Below are 18300 nucleotides of genomic sequence, written 5' to 3'. Positions count from 1 at the left end.
CCCTTCCGCGCCGCTCGTCAGTCCGTCAGCCGGACGTTCACGTACTCCGCGAGCGCGCGGGGCGTCACCAGCTGCTCCGCCACGTCGTCGGGGATGACCACGCCCAGGTGGTTCTGTAGCTTCGCCGCCACCTCCAGGACCGCCAGCGAGTCGTAGCCGAGGTCCTCGAAGGTGATGTCGGAGATGTCGCTGCCGAAGTCGACGGACTCGTTGACCCCGGCGCAGCTGCGCATCGTCTCCTTGAGGTCCTCGACGGTGAACGAAGTGGTCTGTGTCATCGGGTGCTCCGTTGGTCGGCCTTCGTTACGATCACTGCCGCGTTGAACCCGCCGTAGCCGCGGGCCACGACCAGGGCGGCGCCGACCCGCGTCTCGCGCGCCGCGCCGCGGACGAGGTCGAGGTCGCAGCCGGGCGCCAGCTCGGTGACGCCCGTCGTCGGGGGGATGACGTCGTCGCGGACGGACAGCAGGGCGGCGGCGAGGTCGAGCGCCGCGCCGCCCGCGTAGAGCCGCCCGGTCATCGTCTTCGGCGCGGTGACCGGCACCCCGCGCGGGCCGAAGACGGCGCCGATCGCGGCGGCCTCCTGCAGGTCGAGCTCCGGCACGCCGGCCGCGTCCGCGAAGACCACGTCCACGTCGCCCGCGGTGAGGCCGGCGTCGGCCAGCGCGAGCTCCATGGCCCGGCGCAGGCCGGGCTCGCGCCCGGAGCCCGGCCGCGGGTCGAAGGTCGAGGCGTGACCGGCGATCGTCCCGTAGACGACCGGCGCCGACCTGGCCCGCGCGTCGGCCTCGTCCTCGACGATCAGCATGGCGCCGCCCTCGCCCGGCACGTACCCCGCGGCGTCCACGCCGAAGGGCAGGTAGGCCCGGTCCGGGTCGCCCGCCTCACTCATCCGGCCGTTGCTGTACTGCGCGGTCAGACCGTAGGGGCACAGCGCCGCGTCGGTGCCGCCGGTGACCACCAGCCGGGTACCGGTCTCGATGAGGTGCCTGGCCTGCCCCGCCGCGTTCAGGGCGCCCGCCTGCTCGGCGCAGACGACCCCGCACGGGCCGCGCATGCCGTGCCGGATGGAGATCTGCCCGGTGGTCGCCGCGTAGAACCAGGCGATCGACTGGTAGGCGCCCACCCACGAGGGCCCCTTGGACCACAGCCGCTCGATCTCCCGCTGCCCGAACTCCGTCCCGCCCGACGAACTGGCGGTCATCACCGCCATCTCGTACTCGGGGAACGCCGAAGGCTCGACGCCCGCGTCCTCCAGCGCCCAGGCGGCGGCGGCCAGCCCGAGATGGGTCCAGTTGTCGGTCTGCGGGATGAGCCGGCTGGGCACGTGCTCCGCGGCGGCGAAGTCGGCGACCTCCCCGGCCACCCGGACCGGATAGCCGGAGGGGTCGAAACGGCTGATCGGCCCGATGCCGTTGCGCCCCTCCAGCGTCGCCGCCCAGTAAGCCTCGGCGCCCAGCCCGTTCGGCGCGGTGACGCCGATCCCGGTGACGACGGCCCGCCGCGTCATGCCGCCCGGTCCCTGGTGATGACCATGGCCGTCTGGAAGCCGCCGAACCCGCTGCCCACGCTCAGCACCGCGTCCATCGCGTGCCCCCGCGCGGTCAGCGGCACGTAGTCCAGGTCGCACTCGGGGTCGGGGTTGTGCAGGTTGGCGGTGGGCGGCACCACCTGGTGCTCGATGGCCAGCGCGCAGGCGGCGACCTCGATGGACCCGATCGCGCCGAGCGAGTGCCCGACCATCGACTTGATGGAGCTGACCGGCACCTCGTAGGCCCGCTCGCCGAGCGCCCGCTTGAACGCCGCGGTCTCGTGCCGGTCGTTCTGCTTGGTACCCGACCCGTGGGCGTTGATGTAGTCGATGTCGGAGGCGTCCACCCTGGCCATGTCCAGGGCGTGCCGGATCGCCTCGGCCATCTCCCGCCCGTCGGGCTTGAGGCCGGTCATGTGGTAGGCGTTGCTGCGCCCGGCGAAGCCGGCGATCTCGGCGTAGACGTGCGCTCCGCGCCGGCGCGCCGCCTCCCGCTCCTCCAGGACGAAGACCGCGGAGCCCTCGCCGAGCACGAACCCGTCCCGGCGCGCGTCGAAGGGTCTGGACGCGTGGGCCGGGTCGTCGTTGTTCGGCGACGTCGCCTTGATCGCGTCGAAGCAGGCGGCGGTGATCGGGGACAGCGGCGCGTCGGTGGCGCCCGCGATCACCACGTCGGCCCGGCCGGTCCTGATGAGCTGGAAGCCGTTGCCGACCGCGTCCAGCCCGGCCGTGCACCCCGTGGAGATCAGCGACACCGGCCCCTCGGCGCCCGCCGCCCAGGCGACCTCGCACGCCATCGTGCTCGGCACCATGTACCCGTACAGGTGCTTGACCGCGTACGCGGGATCGACGAGCCAGCGGCGGCCTCCGTCGCTCAGCACGACGTACTCCTCCTCCAGGCCCATCGTGCAGCCCACGGCGCTGCCGATGCTGACGCCGATCCGCTCCGGCGGGACGGCGCCCTCCTCCAGGCCGCTGTCGGCCAGGGCCTCCCTGGCGCACACGACGCCGAACTGCGCGGCCCGGTCCATCCGGCGGATCTCCTGCGGGCTCAGCCCCTCCGCCGCGGGGTCGAAGTCGCACTCGGCCGCGATCCTGGACCGGAACCCGGACGCGTCGAACAGCGTGATGGCCCGGGTGGCGGTCCGGCCGGCGGTCAGCAGGTCCCAGAACGCCTTCGAGCCGATGCCGCCCGGAGCGGTCACGCCGATCCCGGTGATGACCACCCGCCTGTCACCGGCCATCAACGCGGCCCTCCCACGTCGGGCACCGGCTCCGCGGCGCCCGGCAGCGGCTCGGTGTCCACGTGCCCCAGCTCGGGCCGCGGCGCCAGCGGGCTCAGGTGGAAGACGGCGCGCGCCTCCTCCTCGCCCGGGTTCCAGACCCGGTGCCGGGTCCCCTTCGGGACCATCAGCCCCTCACCGGCCGCCAGCTCGACCTCCTGCTCGCCGCCGACCCTGGCGGTGATCCGGCCGTGCACCACGAACAGGAACTCCTCCGAGTACGGGTGGTAGTGCTCGGCGACGAACTCGCCCGGCGCGAGCGTCAGCGTGCCCATGAACCCGCTGGTGGAGGCGACGGTCTTCGGGCTGAGGACCACCCGGATGTCGCCGCCGCGGCGACGGTTCGGCGCCACGTCCCGCGCGGCGACCTTCACCGTCACGGCCCGCTCCTCCGTCGTCTCACTCACCGTCGGCCTCCCAGACGTAGAAGGGACTGGCCATCGCGTCCTTGGGCTCGCGCCAGTTCGGGTCGTAGGGCCGGATGTGGTGGGACAGCCGCTCGTTGATCTCGCTGTACAGCGGGTGGCTGCGCGCCTTGTAGAGATTGGGCGTGATGTCGTCGTCCGCCTCCACCAGGTGGAAGTAGAGGTCGTGGAAGCGGAAGAGCGTGCGCCTGGACACTCCGACCATCCGGGGCAGGTCGGTGGCATCCGAGTCCGCGAATATCTGCGCCACGTTGTCCGCCTTGGCCGGTTCCATGCGGGCGACGATCAATGTCCGATGCACCCCGGAACTCCTCTCGTTTCGATGCCGCCATGCTGACCCCGTCCCATCCGGTTCCGGTCGAATCCGGCTCGAACGGGGGCCGCGACCCGGGTGCCGGCCGCCTCCCGGACCCCGGCGGGACGCTCCAACGGGTCCACACCGGCCCGCGAGTACGGCTCGAGTCCGGGCCCACAGGGTTACGGCAGGCACCTCGGGGCCGGAACCGTCATCGTCGAAAGGTGGTCGTGGTGGGCGGCGACAACGAGCTTGCGTTCATCGGACTCGGCGGCATGGGCGCGGGCATGGCACTGTGCCTGCGCGACGCCGGATTCCCGCTGGCGGTGCACAACCGCACGGCGGCCAAGGCCGCGCCGCTCGCCGGGGCGGGGGCACGCGTCGCGGGCTCCGCCGCCGAGGCGGCCGGCGGCGCCCGGATCGTCGTTCTCAGCCTCAGCGACCAGGCGGCCGTCGAACAGGTCCTCTTCGGCGACCTGGCCGGACGGCTGCGGCCCGGCGCCCTCGTGGTGGACACCTCGACCGTCTCGCCCGCCTACTCCGCCGAGGCCACCGAGCGGCTGGCCCGCGAAGGCGTGCGCCGGCTGGAGGCGTGCGTGCTGGGCAACCCCGCGATGGCCAGGGCGGGCAAGCTGCGCGTCTACACCGCCGGGCGGCAGGAGGACGCCGACGAGGCCCGGCCGCTGGTGGACGCGCTGGCGCAGGAGTCGCTGCACGTCGGCGCGGCCGGCTCCGCGTGCGCGCTGAAGCTGGCCTTCAACCTGATCCTGGGCAACCAGATCGCCGCGCTCGCCGAGGCCGCGCAGCTCGCCGACGGCGCCGGGCTCGACCGCGACCTGTTCCTCACCGCCGTGACCGGGAGCGGGTTCAGCTCGCCGACGCTGGCGTTCCGCGCCGAGCTGATGCGCGCCCGCCGCTACGAGCCGCCGGCGTTCCGCAGCGCCCTGATGGAGAAGGACCTGCGCCTGGCGGTGACCGAGGCCGCCGCGCACGGCCTGGAGCTGCCGGTCACGGCGCGCGCGGCCGAGCGGTTCGCCGAGACCGTCATCGCCGGCGACGGCGACAAGGACGCCGCCGTCGTCGCGGAGTCGCGCGCCCTCATCCGCTGACCCTCTCCGGTGACCCGTCCCGGCCGGTCGCCGCACCGGCCGGGACGGGCGTCCCCATGCGGCCCGCGCGTCAGATCGCGATCCCGCCGTGGATCTCCACGACCGCCCCGGTCAGGTACGCCGCGCGGTCGGAGGCGAGGAAGGCGACCAGCTCGGCCACCTCCTCGGGCCGGCCGAACCGCCGCAGGGCGATCGCGTCGGTCAACCGGCGCCTGGCCTTGTCGGTGAGCTCGCCGGTCATGTCGGTGTCGATCAGCCCCGGTGCGACGACGTTGGCCCGGATCCCGTGACCGCCCACCTCCTTCGCCAGCGCCCGGGTGAAGCCGATGATGCCCGCTTTGGACGCCGAGTAGCCGGTCTGCGTCGGATTGCCGTACACGCCGGCCACCGAGGACAGCGTGACGATGCTGCCCGAGCGGCGTTTCATCATGCCGAACACCACGGCGCGGCACAGGTGGTGCACCCCGCCGAGGTTGACCCGCATCATCGCCTCCCAGTCGGCCTCGTCGCTGAGCACGAGCGGCCCGTCCCTGGTGATGCCGGCCGACGTCACGACCACGCCGGCGGGACCGAGCTCGTCCTCGGCCCGGGCGACCCAGGCGCGCACGTCCGGCTCGTCGGCCACGTCCGCCCGCACCGGGAGCGCCCGGACGCCCAGCTCGCGCAGCTCCTTGGCGACCTGCCCGGCCGGCTCCTCGCCGTCCCGGTAGCAGAAGCTCACGTCGAACCCGTCCCGCGCCAGCCTCAGCACGATCGCGCGGCCGATGCCGCGGGATCCGCCGCTGACCAGCGCGACCTTCGGATCACTCATCGCGACCGCCCGCCCGGACCGGACGGTGCGGTGTTGCGCGTGGTCATCATCGGAGAACCTCCCACTGTGCGTCGGGGCGCCCGCATGCCCGGCGCCGCCGCGGATGACGTGCAGAAGGGTCTCACCGGCGGTGCGGGGATCGCTCGACGCGGGCTCGAGACCGCGGACGGGGGCGCGACAGGGGCGCGACGGTGCCGGGAGCGGGCCGCGAGTGAGTCGCCAGCGGTGGTTGGTGTGCTGGTGGGGTCGGGTTCGGGTTCGGGGGTGGAAGGGGTGTGGGCTGGTGTTTCGGGTGTTGTTGCGGATGGAGATCCGTCCGGGTGTGGAGGGGGAGTTCGAGCGGACGTGGTTGGAGGTGGGGTCTGCGGTGACGGGTCATCCGGCGAATCTGGGTCAGTGGCTGGCTCGGAGTGAGGAGGAGGAGGGGGTGTATTTCATTGTGAGTGATTGGGTGGATGAGGAGCGGTTCCGGGAGTTCGAGCACAGTGCGGGGCATGTGGCGCATCGGACGCGGTTGCATCCGTTCCGTTCGGGTGGGTCGATGACCACGATGCGGGTCGTGTACGCGATGCCCGCCGCCCAGGCCGGCTGACGCGTCCCGAGCGGGACTCCAGCCCGGTGCGAGCGCGCCGGTCCATCTTCGTCGGGAACCTGGCTGACGGAGGTAAAAGTGGATCTAGGACTGGCGGGTAAACGCGTCCTCGTCACCGGCGGCACCCGCGGGATAGGGCGGGAGACCGTGCTCGCGTTCGCCCGGGCCGGCGCCCGCGTCGTGGCCTGCAGCCGCGGCGGGGACGACGCGGCCGACAGCCTCGCCCGCGAGCTGAAAGGGCTCGGCGACGGCCACCGGGTGGTCGCGGCCGACGTCACGGACGCCACGGCCGCCGCGGCGCTCGCGGACACCTGCCGCGAGACGCTCGGCGGCCTGGACGTGGTGGTGAACAACGTCGGGATCGACGCCCGGTCGCCGTTCGAGAAGCTCACCGAGCAGGAGTGGCACCGGGTCGTCGAGACCAACCTGACGAGCTGCTTCCTGGTCACCCAGGCCGCGCTCCCGCTGCTCGCCGAGCACGGATCGGTGATCAACATCGGCGCCTCGGCCGGGATGCGCGGCCGGCCGGAGAGCGCGCACTACGGCGCATCGAAGACGGCGCTCAGCGGGTTCACCCGGTCCCTGGCCCGGGAGCTCGGCGGCCGGGGCATCCGGGTCAACGTGGTCGCGCCCGGCGTGATCGTGACCGAGCCCGGCGGCGGGCCGCCGCCCCCGGTGGCCGACCTCATCCGCGCCGTGACGGCGCTCGGCCGCCTCGGCACCGGCGCGGACGTGGCCGCGGCCGTGCTGTTCCTCGCCGGCGACGTATCCCGGTACATCACCGGCGTCACCCTCAACGTGGACGGAGGCATCTGATGCCATTCGCTGCCATCACCTACCGTGTCAAACCAGGCTTCGAGGACGAGATCGCGGAGATCTTCGCCGGATTCCAGCGGGTGAACACCCCGGTCATGCGCGAGGAGGACGGACGGCAGGCCGGTCGCCTGCTCGGCACCGCCGTGTTCATCAAGGACGACGTGATGGTGCGCGTCATCCACTACGAGGGCGACTTCGGCGCGGTGGCCGCGCACATGGCTGGCCAGCGCGGCGTGCACCTGATCGAGGAGAAGCTCGCCCCGTACCTCGCCGTGCAGCGCGACACCTCGACGCCGGAGGCGTTCGGGAGGTACTTCGCCGACGCCGCCATGCGCCCCATCTCGCAGCTCTCCGTGGACACCCACCCGGCGGGCCGGTAGGGACGCGCGACCGCGCAGAGTGGAGGGTGACATGGAGATCGGCATCGGGCTGCCCACGATGATCCGCGGCATTCCCGGCAGGGACGTCCTCGCCTGGGCCCGGCGCGCCGAGGAGCTCGGCTTCTCCTCGCTCGGCGTGCTGGACCGGCTGATGTACGACGGCTACGAGTCCCTGGTGACGCTCGCCGCGGCGGCCGGCGCGACGAGCCGGATCCGGCTGGCCACGACCATCCTGATCGCCGCCTACCGGGCGGACCGGGCGGTGCTCGCCAAACAGCTCGCCAGCCTCGACCGGCTCTCCGAGGGACGGCTCGTGGTGGGCGTCGCCGCTGGCGGGCGGCCGGACGACTTCGAGGCGTCCGGCACGCCGTACGGCGGGCGCGGCCGGCGGCTCGACGAGCTGCTCCGCGGGCTGCGCGGCTCGTGGGAGGGCACGGCGGAGCCGCCGGTCCCCGGACCGGGCTGGGCGAAGGGCGGCCCCCCGCTGCTCGTCGGCGGCCACTCGCCCGAGGCCATGCGGCGGGCCGCCGCGTTCGGCGACGGCTGGATCGCCGGCGGCAGCTCCGCCGCGAGCTACGGCGAGCTGGCCGGCCGCGCCCGCGAGGCGTGGCGGGCCGCGGGCCGCGCGGACCGGCCGCGCCTGGTCGCGATCGCCTACGTGGCGCTCGGGCCGGACGGTCCCGAACACGCCGGGCGCCACCTGCTCGACTACTACGCCTTCCTCGGCTGGAAGGCCGAGATGGCCGTCAAGGGGGTGCTCACCGATCCGGGACGGCTGCGCGAGGCCGTGGCCGGCTACCGGGCCGCGGGCTGCGACGAGCTCATCCTGTTCCCGTGCGCCCCCGATCCCGGTCAGGCGGACCTGATCGCGGGCGCGGTGCCGCGATGAGCGCGGCGCACGTGCTGAGCGTGCTGGTGCTGCTCGGCAGCGGGACGGTGGCCGGGGTGCTGTTCGCGGTGGCCGTCAGCACGGTGCCCGCCCTGGCCGCGATGCCCGCGGACCGCTACGTCTACACGCACACCCTGCTCGGCAGGAACTGGGACCCGACCATGCCGATCATCGTGCTGGCCACCACGCTGCTGGACATCGCGCTGGCCGTGCTGGTGACCGGCACGGCGGCCCGCTCGCTGATCATCGTCGCGGCCGTCTGCCTGGCCGGGGTCTCGGTGGTCTCGCACCTGTGCAACGTGCCGATCAACAAGAAGGTGCACCGTACCGACCCGGACGCCATCCCGGCGGGCTGGCACGACCCGCGCCCGCTGTGGCGGCGCTGGCACCTCCTGCGCACCACGCTGGCCATGGTGGCACTGGCCGCCAACGGCCTCGCCGTCACCCTGCTCTGACCCCGTCCCCCTGCTCCGACCCGTCTCCCTGCTCCGACCCGTCCTCCCGCTTCCACACCGGAACCCACACCCGCACCCCGTTTCGACACCGGCACCCTGCTCCGACTCCGGCCGCGACGCGGCCTCCAGCCGTTCTCGACCGGCCGGAGAGGCGCGCGGGCGAGGCTCGGACGCGCACGTAGGCGACTGGAGGCGCGCATGCGAGAACACACGTCCGGCTCGGGGTCGCCGCGGTGGCTCCGCTGCCTGCGCAAGGTGGCTCGGCACATCGGAACGGGCCTGATGCACGTGGGCGCGTACACGTGGATGAGCGTGGACATGCTGGCCGCCCTCCGCGGGCGGCCCGCCGAACCGGTGGACGACCCAGTAGCCGATCCGGTGGCCGGGGTGCCGCCGGAGCCCGCGGGGGAGCGGATCACCCCGCACGCGGAGCTGCCCTACGCCGAACGGCGGCTGTTCCGCCGCTTCGAGGAGCAGTTCCGCCCGGAGGGCGAGAGGTGAGCGAACCTCGAGCCCGCCCTCGTACTGCTGTCGCCAGAGATCAGACCCGGAGAAGAGGAACGCGTATGGACGAGATGAGAGCGCACGGCTCCGGCGGGAAGACGCCGGCCGTGCCCGGACGGGCCGCGAACCCGGCCGGTGCGGCGTGAGCGCCCCGGCGGCCGGCGACGCCACCCACGACGGCGTGCTGTCGGTGCGGACGATGCCCCGCTGGTACGTGACGCTGTTCGCCACCGACACGCTCGAACGCTTCGGTTTCTACGGCATGCAGGCCATCCTCGTGCTGTACGCCGCCGCCCCGCGCGCGCAGGGCGGGCTCGGCCTGTCCACGGCGGACGCGGCGGCGTTGTTCGGAGCCTGGATCGGCCTGATGTTCATGTTGTCGCTGGCGGGCGGCTGGGCCGGGGACCGGCTGCTCGGCCAGCGGCCGGCGCTGCTGGCGGGGTGCGCGTTCAGCGTGCTCGGCTACCTGGCCCTGGCCGTGCCGTCCGGCGCGATGACGGCGGTCGGGCTGACCGTGCTGGCGATCGGCGGCGGCCTGTTCAAGCCGAACCACCAGGCGATGATCAACCTGATGTTCGGCGACAGCAAGGGCCGCGAGTCGGGCATCTCGCTGATGTACATCGGCATCCAGGTGTCCGCGCTGCTGGCGCCGCTGGTCACCGCGTACCTGGGCGAGCGGGTGAGCTGGCACCTCGGCTTCTCCGTGGCGGCGGTGGCGATGCTCGCCACCGCGGTGCTGTTCGCCTTCACCGCGGCGCAGTTCCACGGGGTCGGCGCCCGGCCGCCGCGTCCGCTCTCCCCGGCCGAGCGCCGCACGGTGTTCACCAGGACCGGCGTGGTCCTCGCCGCGGTGGCCGCGTTGCTCGTCGTCCTCGCGATCGCCGGCGTGCTCAGCCCCACCGTGGCCATCGCGCTGACCGGCGTGCTGAGCGTCGTCGTCCCGCCGATCGGCTACCTGACGCTGTACCGGCACCGGGAGCTCGGCCCGGCCGACCGGCGGCGGCTGCGCGCCTTCCTGTGGCTGCTGCTGGGCGGCACGCTGTTCTGGATGATCATCGCGCACGCGGCTTCGCTGCTCAACCTGTTCGCCAGGGACCACGTCGACCTGGACGTGTTCGGTTTCGTCGTGCCCGCGGGCTGGCTCCAGGCGGCGACCCCGCTGTTCATCCTGGTGCTGGCGCCGGTGATCGCGGCCGTGCTGCCCCGGATCGGCGGGCGGCGGCACGTGCCGGTCAAGTTCGCCACCGGCCTGCTGATGGTGGGCGGCGGCTTCCTGATCATGTCGGCGGCGGCGGCGTTGGTCACCGGCGACGCCAAGATCTCTCCGCTCTGGCTGATCGTGGTCTACCTCACGCACGCCGGCGGCGAGGTCGTGGTCGCGGCGGTGAGCATCTCGGCGATGGCCGAGCTGCTGCCGCGGGTGTTCATGGGCCGGGTCATCGGCGTCTACTGGCTGTTCGCCGCGCTCGGCGGCGGGCTCGGCAGCGGCGTGGTGCGGTTGAGCGAGGTCATGCCGGAGCCCGTCTACTACCTGGGCCTCGGCCTGCTCGCCGCGCTGGCCGGCCTGGCCTTCCTGTTCCGCCGCGTGGCGCTGAGCCGCGCGCTGGCGACGGACGACCTCGTGAACGTCCCCGTCGCCGCGCACCGGCCCGGACCGGTCGCCTCCTCCGCGGAGGTCTGAGCGCTCCGCGGTCAGCCGTGGCCGGCGTGGCGGGGTGACGCCGGCCTGCCGGGCCGCTGCCCAGGCTCGGTCACCACGAACTGGCCCATCATGCCCAGGTCCTCGTGGTAGAGCAGGTGGCAGTGGAACATGTAGGGCGTGTCCGGATCGGTGTGGCCGCCGAAGCGGACGGCGATGCGGATCGGCGCGTCCCCGGGCGTGTAGACGGTGTCCTTCCAGCCGCGCAGCTCGGGGGGCGGGGCGGCGCCGCCCACCGACAGGACCTGGAACTGCGCGCCGTGCACGTGGAAGTTGTGCGGCAGCATGTCGACGTTGCTGATCTCCCAGACCTCGGTCCTGCCTGTGACCACCCCGAAGTCGATCCGGTCCATGTCCATCCCCCGGCCGTTGATCTCGAACCCGGCCAGTTCGAACCGGCGGTCGGGCTCGCCGTCCGCCGCGCCGAGTGCGGGCGGCTCGGCGAGGGCGCCGGGCAGGGCGGGGGAGGGTTCGAGGCGGGCGGCGGCACGCAGTTCGAGGACGTCCATGGTGTCGTCGCCGCCGGTGACGCGGGAGGTCCAGAAGTCGGTGCCCAGGTCGGGCGGGAAGCTGCGCAGCACCACCCGCTCGCCCGGCCGCAGGGTGACCACGATCTCGGCGCGCTCCCCGGCGGAGAGCTGCACCCGGTCGGTGGTGTGCGGCGCGGGGAGCAGCCCGCCGTCGCTGCCGACGATCTCGAACGGCCGCCCGTCGGCCAGCCCGAACCGGTAGGTCCGCGAGGTCGACGCGTTGAGCAGGCGCAGCCGGGTCCGCTGGGCGACGACGTCGAGGTACGGCGCGAGCGTGCCGTTGACCATCAGGGTGCCGCCGAGGATGCCGATGCCGCCGACCAGCGGGGTGGACTCGCTGAGCTGGTTGTCGCCGTCGAAGTTCTTGTCCTGCACGATGACCGGGATGTCGTCCACGCCGTACCGGGCGGGCAGCCCGGGGGGCGCGGCCTGCGGGTCGTCGAGGATGAACATGCCGGCCATGCCCAGGTAGACGTGCCTGCCGGTGCGGCCGTGGGGATGCGGGTGGTACCAGAGGGTGGCGGCGGGCTGGTCGATCCGCCAGGTCGGGTGCCAGGTGCCGCCGGCCGCGATCGGCTGGTGCGGGCCGCCGTCCATGACGGCCGGCAGGTGCATGCCGTGCCAGTGCACCGTGGTGGTCTCGGCGAGGTCGTTGCGCACGTTGACCAGGACCGTCTCGCCCCGCGCGGCGCGCAGCGTCGGCCCGAGGTGACCGCCGTCGAACCCCCAGGTGGCGGTCGGCCGGCCGGGCAGCCACCGGCGGCTTCCAGCGGCGGCGCGCAGGTCGAACACCCGGCGGCCGGACCCGTCGAGGCGGCCGGAGTCCAGCGGGGGGATGGCCAGCCGGTTGACGAACCTGACCTGGCCGGCGGTGCTGGCGTCGGAGCTGGTCCACAGCCAGGCCATCGTGCCGGCGGTGGCCACGACCGTCGCGGAGGTCCCGATCAGCCCAGCCTTGAGCAGGCGCCGCCGGGTGAGCCGCCGCCGCGCCGGGGCCGCCGGGGGCGGCGGGGGGAGCGGCGGGCTTTCCGGCATGCGTGAGCGTTCAGACGATTCGGTCAAGGTTTCCGTCCGGGTGTCGGTGGGCGTGGCGCCGTCAGGTCCGGCTACCGAAGATCTTCTGCCAGGCGCGGACGTAATCCGGCTGTTCGAGCGACTCGATGAGCTGCGTGACGAAGCCGAGCTCGGCCTCCAGCGCGGCGAGCCGGTATTCCTCCTCGATCAGGAAGACCCACAGGACCCCGCTGGTCAGGGCGCTCCGCACGGCCTCGTTGATCTCGCCGACCTCCGCCGACAGCGCCACCAGCCGCCGCTCCAGCAGCTCGGCCGCCTCGGCGGGGGAGAGCAGGCTCAGCAGCGACAGGGCGACGCCGAACTGGGGGTACTCGCGCCGCGGCGTGGTGACCAGCTCGCGCATCCAGTCGTAGAACTCCTGCCGGCCGTCGTCGGTGAGCGCGTAGATCGTGCGCTCCGGCCGCTGGGTGTCCCGGACCGTCTGCTGCTCGGTGATGAAGCCGGCCTTTCTCAGTTGCTCCACCACCATGTACAGCGAGCCCCGGTTGTACTTGAAGCTGCGGTCCTTGCCGTGCGCCTGGAGACGCCGCCCCATCTCGTAGGGATGGATCGGCTCCGCCAGCAGCTCGGCGAGCACCGCAAGCGCGAGCGGATTGGCCACCTTGCGTCGCTTCTCCACGACGAGCTCCTTTGGTCAGTTCCAACTATCTAGGTCTCTCCTAGTAGATGTCAACTATTTGCAGAAACGCGCGAACGCCCGGATCCGGGAGTGGATCCGGGCGTTCGCGGTTTCGGGCCGGAGGTCAGCCCATGTGCGGGTATCGGTGGTCGGTGGGCGGGACGAAGGTCTCCTTGATGGTGCGCGCGTTGACCCAGCGGATCAGGTTGAAGATCGATCCGGCCTTGTCGTTGGTGCCGGAGGAACGCGCGCCGCCGAAGGGCTGCTGGCCGACGACCGCGCCGGTGGGCTTGTCGTTGACGTAGAAGTTGCCCGCCGCGAAGCGCAGCCGTTCGGCGGCCGAAGCGATCGCGTACCGGTCCCGGGCGATCACCGACCCGGTCAGCGCGTACGGCGTGACGCCCTCCATCTGGGCGAGCACGTCGTCGTAGGCGGAGTCGTCGTAGACGTGCACGGCCAGGATCGGGCCGAAGTACTCCTTGACGAAGATCTCGTCCGTCGGGTCGGCGCACTCCAGCACCGTCGGCCGCACGAAGTAGCCGGTGGAGTCGTCGTAGGAGCCGGTGAGCACCTCGATGCCGTCCGCCGCGCGGGCCCGGTCGATGGCCGCCTTGTGCTTGGCGAACGCCCGGTCGTCGATGACCGCGCCCATGAACGCGGACAGGTCGGCGGCCACGTCGCCGACGGTCAGCGACTCGGCGGTGCCCACGAAGTCGTCGCGCAGCCGGGTCCACAGCGAGCGGGGCACGTAGGCCCGGGAGGCGGCCGAGCACTTCTGGCCCTGGTACTCGAAGGCGCCCCTGATCAGCGCCGTGGCGAGCACGGCGGGGTCGGCCGAGGGGTGGGCGAGCACGAAGTCCTTGCCGCCGGTCTCGCCGACCAGCCGGGGGTAGCCGTGGTAGGACGCGATGTTCGACCCGACGGTGGCCCACAGGTGCTGGAAGGTCGCGGTGGAGCCGGTGAAGTGGATGCCGGCGAGGTGCGGGTCGGCGAGCGCGACCTCGGAGACCGCCTGGCCGTTGCCGGTCACCATGTTGATCACGCCGGGCGGCAGGCCGGCCTCCTCAAGGAGGCGCATGGTGAAGTGCGCGGCGAACTGCTGGGTGGGCGACGGCTTCCAGACGACGACATTTCCCATCAAAGCCGCCGAGGTCGGCAAATTTCCGGCGATGGCGGTGAAGTTGAACGGCGTGATCGCCAGGACGAAGCCCTCCAGCGGCCGGTACTCCATCCGGTTCCACACCCCGGCCGACGACACCGGCTGCTCGGTCAGCAGTTGCCGCGCGTAGGACACGTTGAACCGCAGGAAGTCGATCAGCTCGCAGGCGGCGTCGATCTCGGCCTGCTGCGCCGACTTGGACTGGCCGAGCACGGTCGCCGCGTTCAGCGTCGCGCGCCACGGCCCGGACAGCAGGTCGGCGGCCCGCAGGAAGATCGCGGCCCGCTCGTCGAAGGACAGCGCCCGCCAGGCCGGCGCCGCCGTCAGCGCCGCGTCGATCGCGGCCCGCACGTCCGCCCCGGTGGCCTCCGCCGTACGGCCGAGCACCGCGGCCCTGTTGTGCGGCTGGACCACGTCGAGCACGGCTCCGCCGCCCATCCGCCGCTCGCCGCCGACGGTCATGGTGAGGTCGAGCCCGGTGGAGGCGAGCTCCTTGATCCGGTTCTCCAGCGCGGCGCGCTCCGGGCTGCCCGGCGCGTAGCCGTGCACCGGCTCGTTGACCGGCGCGGGGACGTTGCTGATGGCATCCATCGTGAGACCTCGATTACTTGGAGGTGAGCGAACGCAGGAAGAAGGCCAGGTTGGCCGGACGTTCGGCGAGACGGCGCATGAAGTAGCCGTACCAGTCGCCGCCGTAGGGCACGTAGACCCGGACCCTGCCGCCCGCGCCGGCGAGGGCCTGCTGCTTGTCGGACCGGATGCCGTAGAGCATCTGGTACTCGTAGCTGTCCCGGGGCCGGCCGAGGCGGTCGGCGAGCAGCTCGGTGATCGCGATCAGCCGGTCGTCGTGCGTGCCCACCATGGGATACCCCTTGCCCGCCATCAGCGTGCGCAGGCATCGCACGTAAGCCTTGTCCACCTCGGTCTTGTCCTTGTGGGCGACCGAGGCGGGCTCGGCGTAGGCGCCCTTGACCAGGCGCACCCGCGAGCCCTCCACCGCGAGGTCGCGGCAGTCGGCCTCGGTGCGGAACAGGTAGGACTGCAGCGCGACCCCGGTGGCGGGGAAGTCGGCGCGCAGGTCGCGCAGGATGGCCAGGGTGGAGTCGACCGTGGTGTGGTCCTCCATGTCCAGCGTCACCGTGGTGCCGGCGGCCTGCGCGGCGGCGCAGATCTCCCTGGCGTGGTCGAGCGCGATCCGGTCGCCGGACGCCCCCAGCGCCTGGCCGACCGCGGACAGCTTCACCGACACCTCCGCCCGGTCGCCGAGCCCGAGCGGGCCGAGCGCGCCGAGCAGCGTGACGTACGCCTTGGCGGTGTGCGCCGCCGCGTCCGCGTCGCGGGTCTCCTCGCCCAGGTGGTCGATGGTGACGGCGAGCCGCGCGTCGGTCAGCCGCCGGGTGGCGGAGATCACGTCGGGGACGTCCTCGCCCGCGACGAACCTGCCGACGACCTTGCGGGTCGGCGGGAATCCGGAGACCGCACGCCGGACGAGCGTGCTGCGGGATCCGGCGAGAAGCAGAGAGCCGAGCATGTACAAAGCGTAAAAGCCCAGGTCAGCGCACTCTATGGACAACCGCCACGGTCCGGCTGGCGGTCCTTCATACAGATGTACGAGAATGGGGGAGTGCAAGCGGATCTCCAGGAGTCGGTGGACGAGATCGCCCGCCTGCTGGGCGCCTCGGCCACGCTGGAGGACCGCGCCTTCCAGCTTCTCGCCTATGCCGCGCAGAGCGGCGACATCGACGTGGTGCGCCGCGAGTCGATCCTGCGCCGCCGCGCCAGCGACGAGGTGCGCGCCTACTTCGAGGGGTACGGCATCGCCGCCGCGCCCGGCCCCGTGCGCATCCCGGCGGACGCCGAGCTCGGTGTGCTCGCCCGGGTCTGCGTGCCTCTGCGGCACGGCGGGGTGACCTACGGGTACCTGTGGCTGCTCGACGACGGCGCGATCACCGACGCCCTGCTGGCCGGGGTCGCCCCGCTGGTCGGCCGGGCCGCCGCCACCCTCGCCCAGGAGGCGCGCAGCCGCCAGGACCTCGGCGGCCGGCTGCGCGAGCTGTTCTCCGCCGACCCCGAGCGGCGGGCCGGCGCGCTGGCCCGGCTCGACCTGCCCGGGCCGGTGACCGCGGTGGCCGTGCGCGCCGCGGAGGGCAGGGTCGCCGCCCTGTGGACGCTGCCGCGCGGCGTGCTGGCCCAGCCGGGCGACCCCGCCGCGCTGCTCACCCCCGGCCACGCCGCCGCCGAGACCGCGGCCAGGGTGGCCGCCATGTACGGCACGGCGGCCGGCCTCGGCGGGCCGCGTGAGGACCCCGGCGAGGCGTGGCGGAGCTGGCGGGAGGCGCTGTGGGCGCTGCGGGTGGCCGAGCGGGTGCCCCGGTTCGCCCCGGTGGCGTCGTGGCGGGAGCTGGGCGTCTACCGGCTGCTGTCCCGGCTGCCCGCCGAGGAGCTCCGCGAGCTGACCGGGGAGGCGGCGGGCCTGCTGGCCGACCCGGAGCTGGCCCGTACCGTCGAGACCTATCTCGACCGGGGCGGGCACGCCCAGGAGACGGCGGCCGAGCTCGGCGTGCACCGCCAGACCCTCTACTACCGCCTGGCCAAGGCCGAGCGGCTGGCCGCCGCCGACCTGGCCGACGGCGAGGCGCGGCTGCGGCTGCACCTGGCGCTCAAGGCGGCGCACCTGTCCGCGTGAGAACGGGGCCGTCGTCCTCGGACGACGGCCCCGCGGTTCCCCAGGGAAAGGTCTCGTTCAGCGGGCTTCGACGATCTCTTCGTAGACCCGCAGCAGTTCAGCGGGCTTCGACGGTCTCCTCGTAGACCCGCAGCAGCTCGTGGCTGATCCGCTCGAAGGAGTAGCGGGAGCGGACCCGGTCGGCGCCGGCGAAGCCGAGCGCGGCCCGCCTGGTCGGGTCGGACAGCAGCTCGCGGGCGAGCCGGGCGGTGCGCGCCGGGTGGTCGGGCGCGACCAGCATGCCGGTCACGCCGTCCAGCACGGCGTCCAGGTGCGCGCCCACGGCCGAGGCGATGACCGGCACGCCGCAGGCCATGGCCTCCAGCGCCACGACGCCCGCGGTGGCGTCGTGCGGCAGGGACAGCACCACGTCGGCGCTGCGCATCAGCTTCGGCACCCCGGCCGTCGGCACCTGGCCGAGGATGGTGACCCGCTCGTCGACGCCGATCTCCTTGGACAGCAGGCGCAGGCGGTGCGCGTCCGGGTCGGTGGCGAGCTGCTCGGCGGGCGGGCCGCCGGCGATCAGCAGCTCGGCGTCGGAGATGCCCTCCAGCGCGCGGACGGCCGTGTGGGCGCCGCCGTCCGGGGAGAGGCCGCCGATGTGCAGCAGCCGCTGCCGCTTGCCGCGCGAGGCGGTGGGACCGTGCCGCCGGAACCGCTCCACGTCGATGCCGCACGGCACCACGCAGATGCTCCGCCGGGGCACGCCGAGCCGGATCAGCTCGGACTCCTGGTCGCCGGAGCCCGCGATGACGGCGTCGGCCCTGCGGCCCATCGCGCGGGCCAGCCGGACCCGGGCCGCGTCGGCCTGGTCGAGGCGGCCGGGGCGGAGCCTCGGCAGGGTCTGGGTGACCGGGACGCCGAGACCGCTGGCCCCGGCGATGGCGGCGAGCCCGCCGGCCCAGGAGTGGGCGTGGATGACGTCGGGACGCTCGGCGTTCCATCGGATGCCGAGCTGGGCGCCGAGCTCGGAGACGTAGGGCATGACGCCGTCCTCGGGCAGTTTCTCCGCGGGACCGGCGGGCAGGGACTCGACGGTCACGCCGTGGGCCAGCCGGGCTTTGGGCCGCCGGTCCGGCGAGTCGAGCCTGGTGTAGATGGTGACGCGGTGGTCTCGGCCGAGCTCCCGGGCCACCGCATACAGGTGGGCGTGCTGGGCAGCGGTGTCGGAGAGGTCGGTGCTCTCGGCGGAGATGACGTCGGATGCGACGAAGGCTATGTTCACGGCACACCTCGGGGGAGGAACTGGGCGCGAATCCGGAAACACCGGAATGCCCAAACCAATCCATCAGGTGTGCCTGTGTCTTAAGCACGCGCAGATGTTCTTGACCTTACCCCGGCGGGCGCTCCGCGCAAACACCCGCCGCGCCATCTGGACGGTATTTGTCGTATTTATCCCGTTTC

General features: G+C 73.2%; 20 protein-coding genes. 9 read left to right on the top strand and 11 right to left on the bottom strand.

Annotated features, from left to right (window positions below; translation table 11 throughout):
* Positions 1-17: 17 nt before the first annotated feature.
* From QSK26_RS09350 to QSK26_RS09330, 5 genes are read right to left on the bottom strand one after another with little or no spacing between them, the layout of a single operon-like run.
* Positions 18-278 carry an acyl carrier protein gene (locus QSK26_RS09350; RefSeq protein ID WP_285774613.1) on the bottom strand — a complete coding sequence of 87 codons (261 nt, stop codon included), beginning with the start codon at positions 276-278 and terminating at the stop codon, positions 18-20.
* A complete protein-coding gene (locus QSK26_RS09345; RefSeq protein WP_285774612.1) occupies positions 275-1510 on the bottom strand; it encodes a ketosynthase chain-length factor in 1236 nt (411 codons plus the stop codon). Before QSK26_RS09345 ends, QSK26_RS09350 begins: the two co-directional genes overlap by 4 nt.
* Entirely contained in the window at positions 1507-2775 is a 1269-nt protein-coding gene (locus tag QSK26_RS09340) for a beta-ketoacyl-[acyl-carrier-protein] synthase family protein (RefSeq protein ID WP_285774611.1), read from the bottom strand. Before QSK26_RS09340 ends, QSK26_RS09345 begins: the two co-directional genes overlap by 4 nt.
* Entirely contained in the window at positions 2775-3221 is a 447-nt protein-coding gene (locus QSK26_RS09335; RefSeq protein ID WP_285774610.1) for a cupin domain-containing protein, read from the bottom strand. The genes QSK26_RS09340 and QSK26_RS09335 overlap by 1 nt, the downstream gene beginning before the upstream one ends.
* Complete coding sequence (locus QSK26_RS09330) at positions 3214-3540, bottom strand: TcmI family type II polyketide cyclase (protein WP_285774609.1); 327 nt, start codon at positions 3538-3540, stop codon at positions 3214-3216. Before QSK26_RS09330 ends, QSK26_RS09335 begins: the two co-directional genes overlap by 8 nt.
* A 218-nt stretch (positions 3541-3758) precedes the next feature.
* Between QSK26_RS09330 and QSK26_RS09325 the strand changes: the two genes are divergently transcribed.
* Entirely contained in the window at positions 3759-4643 is an 885-nt protein-coding gene (locus QSK26_RS09325) for an NAD(P)-dependent oxidoreductase (RefSeq protein WP_285774608.1), read from the top strand.
* Positions 4644-4713: 70 nt separating this feature from the next.
* Here the strand turns inward: QSK26_RS09325 and fabG are convergent, their stop codons facing one another.
* Positions 4714-5454 carry a 3-oxoacyl-ACP reductase FabG gene (gene fabG, locus QSK26_RS09320; protein WP_285774607.1) on the bottom strand — a complete coding sequence of 247 codons (741 nt, stop codon included), beginning with the start codon at positions 5452-5454 and terminating at the stop codon, positions 4714-4716.
* A gap of 283 nt (positions 5455-5737) precedes the next feature.
* Here fabG and QSK26_RS09315 point away from each other — a divergent pair, with 283 nt between their 5' ends.
* The 7 genes from QSK26_RS09315 (at position 5738) to QSK26_RS09285 (ending at position 10771) form a co-directional block, all read left to right on the top strand.
* The gene (locus QSK26_RS09315; protein ID WP_285774606.1) at positions 5738-6046 is read left to right on the top strand and encodes an antibiotic biosynthesis monooxygenase family protein; all 309 of its coding nucleotides are present in this window, start codon (positions 5738-5740) and stop codon (positions 6044-6046) included.
* Positions 6047-6124: 78 nt separating this feature from the next.
* Entirely contained in the window at positions 6125-6862 is a 738-nt protein-coding gene (locus QSK26_RS09310) for an SDR family NAD(P)-dependent oxidoreductase (RefSeq protein WP_285774605.1), read from the top strand.
* Entirely contained in the window at positions 6862-7242 is a 381-nt protein-coding gene (locus tag QSK26_RS09305) for a SchA/CurD-like domain-containing protein (protein WP_285774604.1), read from the top strand. The genes QSK26_RS09310 and QSK26_RS09305 overlap by 1 nt, the downstream gene beginning before the upstream one ends.
* A 31-nt stretch (positions 7243-7273) precedes the next feature.
* Positions 7274-8131 carry an LLM class flavin-dependent oxidoreductase gene (locus QSK26_RS09300; protein WP_285774603.1) on the top strand — a complete coding sequence of 286 codons (858 nt, stop codon included), beginning with the start codon at positions 7274-7276 and terminating at the stop codon, positions 8129-8131.
* Positions 8128-8586, top strand: a complete 459-nt coding sequence (locus tag QSK26_RS09295; RefSeq protein WP_285774602.1) for an anthrone oxygenase family protein — start codon at positions 8128-8130, stop codon at positions 8584-8586. Before QSK26_RS09300 ends, QSK26_RS09295 begins: the two co-directional genes overlap by 4 nt.
* A 198-nt stretch (positions 8587-8784) precedes the next feature.
* Positions 8785-9087 (top strand): hypothetical protein, encoded by a 303-nt coding sequence (locus tag QSK26_RS09290; protein ID WP_285774601.1) that lies wholly within the window; start codon positions 8785-8787, stop codon positions 9085-9087.
* 145 nt (positions 9088-9232) lie between these two features.
* Complete coding sequence (locus tag QSK26_RS09285; protein ID WP_285774600.1) at positions 9233-10771, top strand: peptide MFS transporter; 1539 nt, start codon at positions 9233-9235, stop codon at positions 10769-10771.
* 11 nt (positions 10772-10782) lie between these two features.
* Here the strand turns inward: QSK26_RS09285 and QSK26_RS09280 are convergent, their stop codons facing one another.
* From QSK26_RS09280 to QSK26_RS09265, 4 genes are all read right to left on the bottom strand, one after another.
* Positions 10783-12354, bottom strand: coding sequence for a multicopper oxidase family protein (locus tag QSK26_RS09280; RefSeq protein ID WP_285774599.1), 1572 nt, complete (start codon positions 12352-12354; stop codon positions 10783-10785).
* 61 nt (positions 12355-12415) lie between these two features.
* The gene (locus QSK26_RS09275) at positions 12416-13012 is read right to left on the bottom strand and encodes a PadR family transcriptional regulator (RefSeq protein ID WP_285774598.1); all 597 of its coding nucleotides are present in this window, start codon (positions 13010-13012) and stop codon (positions 12416-12418) included.
* Between the two features lie 124 nt (positions 13013-13136).
* Positions 13137-14762 (bottom strand): L-glutamate gamma-semialdehyde dehydrogenase, encoded by a 1626-nt coding sequence (pruA, locus tag QSK26_RS09270; protein WP_285774597.1) that lies wholly within the window; start codon positions 14760-14762, stop codon positions 13137-13139.
* Positions 14763-14775: 13 nt separating this feature from the next.
* Positions 14776-15702, bottom strand: coding sequence for a proline dehydrogenase family protein (locus QSK26_RS09265; RefSeq protein ID WP_285774596.1), 927 nt, complete (start codon positions 15700-15702; stop codon positions 14776-14778).
* Between the two features lie 93 nt (positions 15703-15795).
* Between QSK26_RS09265 and QSK26_RS09260 the strand changes: the two genes are divergently transcribed.
* Positions 15796-16857, top strand: a complete 1062-nt coding sequence (locus QSK26_RS09260; RefSeq protein ID WP_285774595.1) for a PucR family transcriptional regulator — start codon at positions 15796-15798, stop codon at positions 16855-16857.
* Between the two features lie 97 nt (positions 16858-16954).
* Here the strand turns inward: QSK26_RS09260 and QSK26_RS09255 are convergent, their stop codons facing one another.
* Positions 16955-18121 (bottom strand): glycosyltransferase, encoded by a 1167-nt coding sequence (locus QSK26_RS09255; protein ID WP_285774594.1) that lies wholly within the window; start codon positions 18119-18121, stop codon positions 16955-16957.
* Positions 18122-18300: the final 179 nt, after the last annotated feature.

It is taken from the genome of Microtetraspora sp. NBRC 13810 (assembly GCF_030268685.1).
Taxonomy (GTDB): Bacteria; Actinomycetota; Actinomycetes; order Streptosporangiales; family Streptosporangiaceae; genus BSRQ01.
The sequence above is the reverse complement of the archived record's forward strand: the minus strand, read 5'-3'. Positions and strand labels throughout refer to the sequence as shown.

Excerpts from the sequence above, each read along its gene's own strand:
- QSK26_RS09340 (WP_285774611.1), bottom strand. The coding sequence starts at position 2,775 with ATGGCCGGTGACAGGCGGGTGGTCATCACCGGGATCGGCGTGACCGCT.
- pruA (WP_285774597.1), bottom strand. The coding sequence starts at position 14,762 with ATGGATGCCATCAGCAACGTCCCCGCGCCGGTCAACGAGCCGGTGCAC.
- QSK26_RS09350 (WP_285774613.1), bottom strand. The coding sequence starts at position 278 with ATGACACAGACCACTTCGTTCACCGTCGAGGACCTCAAGGAGACGATG.
- fabG (WP_285774607.1), bottom strand. The coding sequence starts at position 5,454 with ATGAGTGATCCGAAGGTCGCGCTGGTCAGCGGCGGATCCCGCGGCATC.
- QSK26_RS09280 (WP_285774599.1), bottom strand. The coding sequence starts at position 12,354 with ATGCCGGAAAGCCCGCCGCTCCCCCCGCCGCCCCCGGCGGCCCCGGCG.
- QSK26_RS09300 (WP_285774603.1), top strand. The coding sequence starts at position 7,274 with ATGGAGATCGGCATCGGGCTGCCCACGATGATCCGCGGCATTCCCGGC.
- QSK26_RS09265 (WP_285774596.1), bottom strand. The coding sequence starts at position 15,702 with ATGCTCGGCTCTCTGCTTCTCGCCGGATCCCGCAGCACGCTCGTCCGG.
- QSK26_RS09290 (WP_285774601.1), top strand. The coding sequence starts at position 8,785 with ATGCGAGAACACACGTCCGGCTCGGGGTCGCCGCGGTGGCTCCGCTGC.
- QSK26_RS09345 (WP_285774612.1), bottom strand. The coding sequence starts at position 1,510 with ATGACGCGGCGGGCCGTCGTCACCGGGATCGGCGTCACCGCGCCGAAC.
- QSK26_RS09305 (WP_285774604.1), top strand. The coding sequence starts at position 6,862 with ATGCCATTCGCTGCCATCACCTACCGTGTCAAACCAGGCTTCGAGGAC.
- QSK26_RS09295 (WP_285774602.1), top strand. The coding sequence starts at position 8,128 with ATGAGCGCGGCGCACGTGCTGAGCGTGCTGGTGCTGCTCGGCAGCGGG.